10 protein-coding genes are annotated in these 12,356 nt (G+C 40.6%); 3 read left to right on the top strand and 7 right to left on the bottom strand.

The features are described from left to right. The first annotated feature begins 229 nt into the window (after positions 1–229). Positions 230–799, top strand: a complete 570-nt coding sequence (gene efp, locus N3A72_10880) for an elongation factor P (GenBank protein ID MCX7920086.1) — start codon at positions 230–232, stop codon at positions 797–799. Between the two features lie 73 nt (positions 800–872). On the opposite strand, the gene tilS is transcribed toward efp, so the two are convergent. Next, positions 873–2,336, bottom strand: a complete 1,464-nt coding sequence (tilS, locus tag N3A72_10875) for a tRNA lysidine(34) synthetase TilS (GenBank protein MCX7920085.1) — start codon at positions 2,334–2,336, stop codon at positions 873–875. 43 nt (positions 2,337–2,379) lie between these two features. Then, positions 2,380–3,930 carry an amidohydrolase gene (locus N3A72_10870; protein ID MCX7920084.1) on the bottom strand — a complete coding sequence of 517 codons (1,551 nt, stop codon included), beginning with the start codon at positions 3,928–3,930 and terminating at the stop codon, positions 2,380–2,382. A gap of 65 nt (positions 3,931–3,995) precedes the next feature. Between N3A72_10870 and N3A72_10865 the strand changes: the two genes are divergently transcribed. Together N3A72_10865 and N3A72_10860 are read left to right on the top strand one after the other, a co-directional pair. Continuing rightward, positions 3,996–4,727: a hypothetical protein gene (locus N3A72_10865; protein ID MCX7920083.1), complete on the top strand. Its 732-nt coding sequence runs from the start codon at positions 3,996–3,998 to the stop codon at positions 4,725–4,727. A gap of 12 nt (positions 4,728–4,739) precedes the next feature. After that, entirely contained in the window at positions 4,740–5,804 is a 1,065-nt protein-coding gene (locus N3A72_10860; GenBank protein ID MCX7920082.1) for an SO_0444 family Cu/Zn efflux transporter, read from the top strand. A 136-nt stretch (positions 5,805–5,940) separates the two neighbouring features. Here the strand turns inward: N3A72_10860 and N3A72_10855 are convergent, their stop codons facing one another. The 5 genes from N3A72_10855 to N3A72_10835 all read right to left on the bottom strand — a co-directional run. Next, positions 5,941–8,292 (bottom strand): phospholipid carrier-dependent glycosyltransferase, encoded by a 2,352-nt coding sequence (locus N3A72_10855; GenBank protein ID MCX7920081.1) that lies wholly within the window; start codon positions 8,290–8,292, stop codon positions 5,941–5,943. A gap of 249 nt (positions 8,293–8,541) precedes the next feature. Continuing rightward, positions 8,542–9,534 (bottom strand): zinc ribbon domain-containing protein, encoded by a 993-nt coding sequence (locus tag N3A72_10850; protein MCX7920080.1) that lies wholly within the window; start codon positions 9,532–9,534, stop codon positions 8,542–8,544. A 254-nt stretch (positions 9,535–9,788) separates the two neighbouring features. After that, entirely contained in the window at positions 9,789–10,358 is a 570-nt protein-coding gene (locus N3A72_10845; protein ID MCX7920079.1) for a PepSY domain-containing protein, read from the bottom strand. Further along, the gene (locus N3A72_10840) at positions 10,355–11,113 is read right to left on the bottom strand and encodes a hypothetical protein (GenBank protein MCX7920078.1); all 759 of its coding nucleotides are present in this window, start codon (positions 11,111–11,113) and stop codon (positions 10,355–10,357) included. Before N3A72_10840 ends, N3A72_10845 begins: the two co-directional genes overlap by 4 nt. A gap of 67 nt (positions 11,114–11,180) precedes the next feature. After that, positions 11,181–12,356: ATP-binding protein (locus N3A72_10835; protein ID MCX7920077.1), on the bottom strand; the 1,176-nt coding region annotated here is incomplete at its 5' end.

Raw genomic sequence — 12,356 nt, 5'->3', positions numbered from 1 at the left:
CGTTTTAATCTAACCTATATTTTGTAGACGTAGGTACACGAATTAACTTTAACGAGGGCAGGTTAATCGAAACCAGTCAAGTTCAATTGCAACCGAAAAATACCCATTGCCATTATGGCAGTAGAAATTGTGTTAGACCGAACGAACTCGAAACTCGTTCGGTCTAACTCTGCTATATCGCCGAACCAAGTAGCACATATACTACCTAGTTTTAAGGAGGTATGTCCTTATGATAATCGCTGCGGAATTGAAACATGGAACTACACTCCGGATAGACAATGAATTATATCGGGTGCTTGAAGTCGAGCATAAATCCGGAACTGCTCAGTTTGCTGGATTTATCCATGCGAAACTTCGGAAGTTATCTACCGGCGCAGAACTCGACCGGAAATTCCATCAGAATGATAAACTTGATGATGTTGAGCTCGAAACTCGGCAATTCGAATATCTCTATGCCACCGAAGAAGAATATTATTTTATGGACCCTGAAACCTACGAACAGGTTTCGCTTCGAAAAGAATTACTGGGCAAATTTGCTGAAAAATTCCTGAAAGAAGGAATGAAACTTCCGATCCAGTTATATGAAGGGAATCCGGTCGGGGTTATTTTACCAGAATTGGTTGAAGTGAAAGTGGTTTCAACGGCAGCAGGAATTCGCGGGGAATCAGATGCAACTTATAAATCCGCTACGCTTGAAAATGGGATGGAAATCTTGGTTCCGCAGTTTATTAAAGTTGGTGATATAGTTAAAGTGAGTTCGCATACCGGGAAATATGTTGAACGCGTGACCAAAAAATAATCTATCACCAAGACACTAAGATACCAAGAAAAAATCTGTATCATTATACTTAGTGCTTTGGTGACTTAGTGGTTTATGTAAAGGTTATTCGCAGAATTCGTTTCGTTCCGGAAGTAACTTTATACTTCTCGTTGATTCTCTTACCCACCACCCAAAGGATATCACCGTTCTTTGCAACGATAAGTGGAATTTTATCGCGTTGCGTTCGCGGAACCTTTTCATCAATAAAGAAATCGTGCAGTTTCTTTTTTCCGGTCATTCCGAGTGGGAAAAAGATATCCCCTGGTTGCCACGTGCGGAGGGTTAATGGAAACTGAATTCTATCTGCGTCAAGCAATGCTATATCATTCTGATTCAAACGGATTTTAGCGGATGCAGACGGAGATGCTGTACGCAATTCGGTCTTAATTTTAATTCCCAACGTCTCGATTTGCGTGGTTCCGGGAACTGCAATCAATTTATTCGGTTGAATAGTTTTCTTTATCGGGTGTTCGAGGTAGAAACATAGATGATCCTGTTCAATCCGAACTGTTAGCTGATGCGGTAAATGCAGCATTAATCCATCTCCACCGGATTTCACTAGTTCAAGTATCGCTTCGATATGTTCGAATCCGAACCCGGATAATGAACCGAGAACCCGTTCAATCGCCTGACGAACGAGATGCCGATGTATTGCCTTATCTAACCGTCGCAATTCGGTTATGTTAAGTGCAATACAATCAGTTCGTTCGCGATTCCATAAACAGGGAAATAACATATTCGCTGCGGAATTAAAATAATCCTGTTCATCGCGGAGAATAGTAGCGGTGCGTAATAACGTCTCCCGAAGATTCGGATTATATTCTTTTTCCAACAGCGGTAGCAGTTTTAACCGAATCCGATTCCGAAGATAGATTGGTTTTAGGTTTGTCGTATCCTGCCGAAACGAGATTTTATGCTGGTTCAGATATTCCAGAATTTCTTTTCTTGATGTTTCCAGTAACGGGCGTATAATATAAATTGGATGCTTGCATTTACATCGAACACTTCTCTCTGTTTGGTACTGGGTACTAGGTACTTCGCTCTGGCGAACGACTGGCATTCCGCTTAATCCTTCCGGTCCGGACCCGCGTAAAAACCACATTACTATTGTTTCAATCTGGTCATCCGCAGTATGACCAAGTGCAATTTTATTCGCTTGTTTCTTAACCGCTAATTCCCAGAGAAACGCATACCGAATCTGTCGCGCCGTTTCTTCCAGCGATTTCTTTTCTTTTTTTGCCAATGCTGGAACATTGACCGATTTAACGAAACATGGAAATTGTAGTTTTTTAGCTAGGGATTGAACGAACCGAGCATCCGCATCCGCTTCTTTTCCGCGAATTTGATGATTGAGATGGGCGATAATTAGTTTCAGCTGGTATTCTTCTCTCAATTCATTAAGACAATAGAGTAACGCGATCGAATCCGGTCCGCCGGAAACACCGATAACGACTTTATCACCGGATTGAAATAACTGATATTTAGCTATGGTTTTCGCCACGTTAGATAAAAGCATGGTTGCATATTCAATACATTGAAATTGCTAAGATTCCTTTACATTACCTTGCATCTTGTGAATAGACTATTTCTCCTCTACATATTGTCATAGATACCGGGATATCTTTTAATTCGGTTGTGGGAACTACATATGGATTTTTTTCTAGAACAACTAAATCTGCTAGTTTTCCCGGTTCAATCGTTCCTTTTAGATGCTCTTCAAACGCAGCATACGCTGCTACTGTAGTATACATACGAATCGCTTCATCAACCGTTACCCGCTGTTGCGGGGAATAATGGTTAACTGCAGAATGAATGCCAAGAAGCGGGTCCATTGGGGTAACATAACTATCCGAACCCCCCGCAATTTTTATCCCGGCATCAAGGATGGTTCGGAACGGATTTGAAAATAAACTTCGTTCAACGCCAAGTCGGGTTGCATAAAGCTGATTCGGTCCGCCCCAGAGATAATCGAATGTCGGCTGCATTCCCAGGATAAGACCGAGTTCAGCTGTTTGCGAGATTTGCTCCGGTCGCGGCAGTTCGTAATGTTCAATCCGATGCCGATGGTCAGCCCGTGGGTATTTCGCTAATACTTGCCGATAGGTTTTTAGGATTTGTTCGATAGCGCGGTCGCCAATCGCATGCATTGAAATTTGTAATCCGGCACAATGTGCAGTTTCTATAAATCTATATAATTGTTCATCCGTGAAATAGAGGACGCCGGTATTTCCCGGGTCGTCGTTGAACGGTTCGGTAACTGCGGCGGTATGAGAACCAATCGACCCGTCAACTAGAATACATCCGCCGATACGCGGGAATCCTTCTTGTTGAACCCGAGCGACATCGCAGGTCTGATGATAGATAATAATCCGTACCGGTAGGGTATCCTGATATTGCATTAATACCGCTAGATTCTTATCCGCAGTTTCGCTCCCACCTTCGAGTGCATGAATGGTGGTTATTCCTTTCGAAATCGCAAATTGCACAGCGGTGGTTAATCCTTTTAACCGCTGTTCATCAGATAATTGACCGAACACTTTTTCATTCGTCTGTCCCACCGCAACTCGGCGCATTATTCCGGTTGGTTCTCCGGTCTGGGTATCTTTTTCATACCCATCGGTTTCAGGAGAAAGCTGAAGCAGTTTCAATCCGGCAGAATTTACTACCAAAGAATGTCCATCTCGTCGTGAAATACAAACTGGATAATCAGCAAGATTTTTATCTAAATCGTATCGGGTAGGAAATCGTTTCTCTTGCAGAACGCTATCATCATACCCATAGCCAATAACCCAAGTTCCTGGCGGTAGATGTTTCGCGAAGTTCGCTAGTTTATCCTGTATTTCCGCAATAGAATGCGCTTCGCTTAAATCTACACCAAGCGTATCAATCCCAGTATCCGTGAGATGAACGTGGGTATCAATAAAGCCAGGTAGAACGGTTTTCCCGTGTAGGTCAATAACTTGATTTGCAGATTGATAGTGCGTTAATAAATCGCGAGATGTTCCACAAGCAACAATTTTTTCATTTCGCAAAAATACCGCTTCACATCGCGGGAGTTTTTCGGATAACGTAAGTATATTCCCATTGAATAATAAGATATTCTTATCCATATTATATTATCCTCTCTTAGCAAGCACAATATATGCAAATTTGAAAATTGATTACCCAGCGTGGTATGGTTACTATTTCAGTAACCTTATCATTTTTAATCTGTAAACTCATTATAAAAATTCGAAAAATAGTGTATCATAGAATAGAATGGTTAAGCATTATGACGACTAGTCCGCAAACTATACCTTTTATTATTTTAATCTCAATTGGTATCGCTGCAGTCCATGCTATGATTCCAACCCACTGGCTTCCCTTTATATTAGTTGCTCGCGCACAACAATGGACGCTACGCAAAATGCTATCCGTTGTATCGCTCGCTGGACTCGGTCATGTTGGAAGTACTACTGTCGTCGGTTTTTTAATCGCATGGATTGGCTGGAAAGTATCAGAAGTTGTTGAAGGAATCGTGGGACCAATTGCAGCGGGAATTCTCATCCTGCTGGGAATGCTCTATATCGGATTGCATTTCAAAGAACTCGGGCATGGACATGAACATGGCCATCCTGCTGAGTTATCGGATAAACATGCGATATTATCATTAATTGCGATTTTAACTTTTTCGCCCTGCGAAGCAATACTGCCGATATATTTTGCAGCGAGTCCGCTGGGATGGTATATCATCATTCTATTATCAATGTTCGTTGCGCTTGGAACCGTTGGTGGAATGATGATTTTAACGTATTTCGCGTATCGGGGAATCGAAAACATCCGCTTCGCTAAATTGGAACATTATGAAAAACTCATTCTCGGTTCTCTGATGACTATCCTCGGAATAATTGTTATTTTTATCCACTAAATTATTTTGAGCATGAATATTTTACTCGGCATCCTGATGGAGTCATGGAAAATATTGCAGGAATCAGCAATATATCTATTATTCGGTTTCCTGATGGCAGGGATATTGTATATCCTTGTTCCTGCGGAAAAAGTTGCAAAATATCTCGGCGGGAAAGGAATTAAACCGATCATTCGGGCAGCATTATTTGGAATCCCGATTCCATTGTGTTCCTGCGGCGTACTCCCGGCGGGAATCTCGTTACGGAAACAAGGTGCAAGTAAAGGTGCAGCTATGGCGTTTATGATTTCAACTCCTGAAACCGGGATAGATTCAATCGCATTAACCTATGCATTGATTGACCCGATTATGACCTTATTCCGTCCGATTTCAGCTTTTTTCACTGCACTCGGTGCCGGGATAATGAATAATTGGCTTGATAAAGAAGAACCATCAGTTACGGTTAATGAATCTACCCCTTCCAATAATAATTATTGTGCATGTCATTCAGATTCTAATTGCGCTCCACTTGTTCCACAGGCAAGAATGGGAATATTGAAAAAATTATCTCTTGGACTCCGCTATGCGTTTATAGATTTAATGGGTGAAACGGCAAAATGGTTCATTCTTGGTCTCTTAATTGCAGGAATGATAACGTATTTTGTTCCAACCAGTTGGGTAGATAAATATTTGGGAAATACGTTTTTATCTATGTTGGTAATGTTGCTTATTGGAATTCCGTTATATGTTTGCGCGAGTTGTAGTACTCCGATAACCGCCGCGCTGATCCTGAAAGGGATTAATCCCGGCGCAGCACTAGTTTTCCTATTAACTGGCCCGGCAACCAATGCTGCCGCGTTTCCTTTAATAACCCGCTATTTTGGAACAAAATCGTTGATTGTTTATCTTCTATCAATCGCCGGGTGTGCAGTGTTTTTTGGTCTTCTGCTCAATCAGGTTTATTTTTGGTTAGGCCTCGAGCCACAAGCTATCGTAGGAAAAGCGGGGGCAATATTCCCACCGACGATAAGCTTCTCCGCAGCAATTCTCTTAGTAGTTCTCATGGTATACGGTTGGATTCGAGAAGTAAACCAGTAGAAGGTTGAAATCGAAAACTAAGTTATCGCAAAGAATGCAATAGTAAACTTCACGAATCACGTAAAGGTTACAATCCTAATTTTTTAGCTCCAGGTTCCTCTTTCCGCCCTATGTGTGTATAGATTATATTTTATGGTTAGAAATTCTTCGCAAAAAGATATTGGCCTTCGATAGCAATCAATTGAAACTTCGGTAGTTGCTGGAATTGGTCACGGAGTTTCAGTTTATTCGAAATAAGATACACACGGTTTGAAGATTGAAATAATTCGGTTAATCGGTCGAATTGGTTGGTGCCAAGGCGCAGGATCCGATGTTGGCTATAAAATATCACCGACGGATTATTATGTCCGAATTCGACGATAATATCGGTCGGTTGTAATTCGTTCTTGATACCGGTAGCGAAACGATATATCGGTCCTTGTTGATATTCATAAACAATTGGAACCAACTCTGTTAGCGCAAAGAACCAGAATAGCAGCATTAGAATGATTAAAACGATGAAGCTTGCAGCATATTTCTTTTTCCATAAAAGATTTGCTGCACTACTCGTTCCGAGCAGGAAGAGTATTCCAAGCAGATAAGGAATAAATCCGAGTTTGAATGATTCCATACCTGCTAATTTCCCGCTTGCTGCAATATTCTTAATGATTATTGGGGATATGATAAATGTTATTCCAAGAATACTACCCAATAACAACAAGGTTATAGCGGCAACGGTCGAATTTAGTTCCGTCTCTTTCTCGCAAGCATTAGGCGAGGAGTCTGCAGATAACACTTCGGAATCCAAATGTCTTTTTGGGGAATTTGCAGTTTGGAATTTGGAATCTAACTTTTTATACCACCAGGAGGCAACCAGAAATGACATCGGCGGAAATAACGGGGCGACATAGTTTGGGAGTTTCGTTTGCGCAACCGTGAAAAATAAAAAAACTACCGCTATCCAGATGATACACAATATCGGAAATTGCTCTCGTTTCGGAAGAGTGCTCCATTGTTTCCATCGCCAAGGAATAGAAGCGGTGACTCCTGAATAAAGAAAACTACTCCAAGGGAAAAAGCCGAATAGAATAATTGGAATATAATAGAATACATTTCCAGAATGACCACCAATAGGTTCAGTGAATCGGTATAGATGATGGAATATGATAAACTTCTGAATAAACGCCCAACCGTTTTGCAGATAAACGAGAATATACCACGGTAGCGCTATAATCAGGAACATTCCGAATCCCGCTAATACCTTCGCTTCTTGAAGGGTTGTTTTCACCTGGCGTGTAAGTATGAGAAATATTAGAATGATACCCACGGGAAAAACTACTCCGATTATTCCTTTCGTTAAAAGCGCTAGCGCCATTGCGGTATAAAAAAGATAATACCATCGTTTTCCATTTGCGAATTCTGAACTGTATGCCCGATAAAATGCAAGTAATGCGCCAGTTATAAACAGTAATAAGGTCATATCGGTTATTGCTGCATGACCAAGTATCATCGTTTCCAAACAGGTCAAAAAAATCAGACTGCTTAATAATCCGAATTTAATATCGTTCCATTTCACGCCGAAATAAAAGATAAATAGCGCTAGAATTGTTCCGTTTAAAGCTGACCAAAACCGAGCAGCAAACTCGTTAATTCCAAACATTTTATAAGCAATAGCCATCAGCCAGTAGATGAGAATCGGTTTATCGAATCGGAGTTCGTAATTCATATAGGGGGTTATCCAGTTGCCGGTTTCGAGCATTTCCCGCGTTGCTTCTGCAAAAACTGATTCATCTAAATCGAAAAGTCCTGGGGTCCCCAGTCGGTAGAAGAACAGGAAACTACTTAAAATTAAAATTATTAACAGTGAATATAGGATAAGATTCCTTTTTGAAAGAGATAATCGAAAGAACTTATTTCCCGCATGCGCCTTATGAACAACGATCGTTCCGATGAGTATCCCTAATCCTGCGCCGATAACTACATCGGTGATAAAATGCAAATCGGAATGAATTCGCGTTATCGCAACGAGCGTTGCCATGGCATATGCGATAATACCAAGTATAGGGGACAATAAAGTGAATATAGGCGCGAAACTAAATATTGCTGCGGTATGCCCAGACGGAAAAGATTGAACTCCAGCTTGAGCAGTAAATCCCGGGAAGAAAACAAACATTCCTTTATTCGGCAATTTCGGTCGAATCCTACCGATGGTCAATTTAAGTATACAAATGATTATTCCGGTTATCAGCAGCGCAATGATAAGTTGATGCGCAATCTGGATGGTTTTATTTGAATCTTTGAGTAGTCCATATAAGAAGAGTAATCCAGCGATTCCCGCTAATACGCCTCCGGAACCGAAGAAACTCAAATAATGTGCAGTGATATAGGTTATTCCGGGATATTCATGGCTCCGTCGCAGGGTATCTAATGGAACATCTAACCAAAATAGAACACCTAGGATAATGATGATAACAACACTTCCAATGACTCTTTTAACTATAAAATTCATTGCATTATATGTAACTTATTTATTCAAAGTTTAAAATATATATTATAGAATATTCGAACTCAATCGAGTATATTTTTAATTGATTAAATGATATTTTTAATAATAAAACCGTAGGAATCTAAAATATAACATTCCTACGGTTTAATTTATTCCATATCAACCTATGTCTATACTTTATTAAATAATATCAATCTGTATTTTCATTTGAACATTCCTGATACTGAAACTAATACATTATATCTGAGCTTCCTATTCTGGTCCTGTGTGCGGGCCGCTATGTTGTTCACCGAAATAACTACTTCGGTATTGTTCGGGTTGCACTTCACCATACATAGGAGTATCTCTTGTTGGTTCCTGTTGGTGATTCTGTTGTTGCTGCCACCGCTGTTCCAATGTCTGCCGTTTCTTTTCGGCTTTGATTGCCGCTAGTTCTTCGACCGTCCACTGGAATTGTTTGTAAAACTCTTTGGTAATCGGATCTTTGTATGAGGCAAAAATTCGCGTCGTATAATCGGCAAAAAAACCGTCTCGTCCATCGCGCCGGGAAGCCCAATATCCTTGGGTCGGTATGGGCGAGGGAGGGGTTGTTGACGGGTCTTCGGCCGCCACCGAAACCATATAAAATTCTACCGGACTATCCTGTTGCGAATATTTTACTAACCGTTGCAGGGATTGAAATTGATCCCAACATTCATCGCAAAGGCGGTCTTTCTCTTCGGTAATATTACTATAAATACCATCCCCCGCAACTTCATCACCATGGGCACCATCGTCATAGAATCCCGCTAACTGGGATTCGAAAATTTCTCGTTTCTTGGGTTTACGTAACTCTTTATTGCATTTTACACAGCTCTCATGGACCCCTTCTACCACGGTATATCGTTTTTCTTCCTTCACTTGAGGTTGGTTTCCTGGTGTACTGCCATCTGGAACGACTTGCGGAGCGGCGGCTTGAAACCGGCGGTATTCGTCAACAGAAACGGATGGTGGTGGGGTGGAACTCCCTCCGGATTTCAAGGCATATCCACAACTTACACAATTATTATTCGTCGGGTCATTGAGCGTACCGCATTGCGGACATTTAACCTTTTCTCCGGTTACCTCGCGGGCGCGATTAATCCCAATAGCTCCCGGTCCCCTGCCTTCTTCTTGGGCATAGAGAATACTACCCAGCATAAAACAAACTACTAATATCAATCCTGGCATACTCCACGCCATTATTTTTCTTGACAGGATTTTCATTGTTACCGCCGCCTCCTTATTGTAAAAATAAAAAATATCCTGATTATTAATTTTGAATCGAACAAATCCGCCTTCTCTTCATTATACTATATAAGAAAAAGACGCTTGTTAAATGAAAAAATGCTATAATTTATTATATATATTAATCCTAACTTTAATCATAAGAAAATGCCGCAGAGAACCAATAACTTGTCTCTTTTACGTTCTCTGCGGTTAAATATTTTTCTTTTTAGAGGGTAGCCGTCAAAACCGGTTTAATCTTTCTCTTCTTTTTCTCCCTTCTCGTTATCTTCTTTCTCGTCCTTTTCCTTCGATTGCTTCATTCTCTTATCACCTTTTTCTATTTTTTCGTTAGCTTTTTCTTTACCCTCTTTCTCTTTGCATTCTTTACGGCTATATTCCTCACCATGCTTACCTTTTTTATCAGCCCATTCTTTCGATTCCTTAGCGTTTTCACCTACTTCTTTTTCTGCATTTTCGTCTTCTATGCCAAGGAAGGCTCCCGTCACCGCGTCAATTTTTACCTCTTTAACAATCTCACTTGTTGGGGTTGGTAGAATCTCAAAGCAAAAGATTGTTTTTCCATCTTCATTTTCCAATTCTGCAGCGAGAACGGTCCCTGCAACCTGTTTTGAGGCGGTCGCAAGTGCTGCGGCCATACTCACTTTTGCAGAGGTAGCCAGTGTCTGCTTTTCGCTCATTTCAGATTTCTCGGCTTTTTCTGCTTTTTCCGATTCAGCTTTTTGTTCCACTGCATTTGCTAACCCGAAGAAAAGGAATAGGCTTAGAATTAGCAATGCTATACCCAAACATTTCATTTTCATCTAGAATTCACCTCCTTATTTTTTGGTTGTTCAATTTTGATGAGTATCATATCATTATCTTTAATCATTCCCACACCTGGTGCATACCATTTATAATCTTTGGCCTTCGGTTCCATCGGGGTGGTCTCTTCTACCTTGATACAATTCGTAAATATTCCAGCCGGAGTTTCTATCGTTAAACCGGTCTCTATGATTTCAGCACGGTCCATGGCAACTTTCGGAGCTAATTCCTGATAGTATTTATCACCAACGTTAATTTTTCCTGGCATCATCAGCCCAAATTTCGCACCGTTTATTCCGGACACCCAAGCACCATCATGGCCGACTATTTTACCGTCTTTATACACATCAACATCTTCTCCGAAATAATAGACATCGTTGGTGATAGTGTCAATAGCAAAGTAATCTTTCGTAACTTCAAATACCTTACCGTTTTTCTCCTCTCGATTTTCAATAACACCTACTTCTACATCATCAATTACCTTAGTTTCATGAAGAACGGTCTGGGTAATACGGATATCTCCTTCTTGATATGATAATTTATATCCGGGTTTTAGGATAAAGTAAGGATTCTCTCCTATCGGCCTTAGATTCTTCTTATCAACGAAGAAAGAATCACGCCATACCGATTTCGCTGATTTTGATGATGTTATTATTTTAGCAGTATCTTTGCCGCTTTCTATAGCAAACGCTATTGTACTGCCTAGTATCACCGCTATTCCGATAAATAGCAATATTTTTCGCAAGTGGTTCACTGTCGAATTCACCTCCTTAACCTCACGATTCATACATAAGTGTATCAAATCATAGATTAATAGAAGATTAATTTATTGGAAGAATAACGCAAAAAATACTACCGGCTGGATTACTAGTGACAGAAATAATTCCCTGATGTAATTCGATGATACTTTTAGCGATCGCTAGTCCTAATCCACATCCGCCAGTAAGCTCTGACCGCGAAGGGTCAACTCGGTAAAACCGTTCGAAAATCCGGTTCAGATGTTCTGGGGGAATACCGATTCCGGTATCAATGATATCCAGTGCAATTTGATTATCGAGCAGGTTCGATTTTATCGTGACGCTTCCATTCTGCCGGTTATAAGTAATTGCATTTTCGATAAGATTCAATAGTGCTTGTTTAAATTTATCCGAATCGACGGTAATTTGAATAGATTTATCTACTTCATTATTTAATCGAACCTGTTTCTCCGCAGCTTTATTTTTAAGCAGTACTAAAATATCCTCAACTAACGGATAAAGAGGTACCGGTTTCTTTTGCAACCATACTTGCCCAGCATCGATTCGGGATAAGGTTAAGAGTCCTTCAATAATCTTCTGCATATGCTGTGCGGTTCGCAGATTCGATTGATGGACTTCCAGATGTTCTTCAGAAGTTCGTGGTCGTTTCAGTAGAACTTCAATATTATTCACGATAACGGATAATGGAGTTCTGAGTTCATGCGAGGCATCAGCGGTAAACTGCCTTTCCCGATGGAAGGCGATTTCTAATCGGTCTAACGCTGCGTTAAGTTGATTCACTAACGGATGCAATTCGATATCAAATTTCGCACTATCAATTCGGTCGTTTAAATGAGTATCGGATATTCTCGATAAGTTATGGCTAATCTGGTTTATTGGACGGAGCGCTCGATTTGATAGGGAAAATCCGCCAAGCCCAGCGCATAAAAAAGTTATTAATCCAATAATAATCAGGCGGGATTGTAAATCTTCCAAATCTTCATTGATTTTATATAGGGAACCACCGCAATAAATAATAACGGTTTGTGCGATATTCGTATGAGCTATTTCCGGTTCAGCAGCTTCAGCATCTTCCCGAAAGAGTGTTTTGAATATAACTATTCTCAACGAATGTTCTCCCCGCCCAGGAATAGTCGCAAACGTCGGTTTTTCAGAAATCAAGGCAGGAGATGGTAGTGCAATATTTTGCGGCAAATCGTTTTGCGCAATAACGTCACCTTTATCAGTTATTATACGGTA

Source organism: bacterium (assembly GCA_026416715.1).
Classification (GTDB): Bacteria; UBP4; UBA4092; order JAOAEQ01; family JAOAEQ01; genus JAOAEQ01.
The sequence above is the reverse complement of the archived record's forward strand: the minus strand, read 5'-3'. Positions and strand labels throughout refer to the sequence as shown.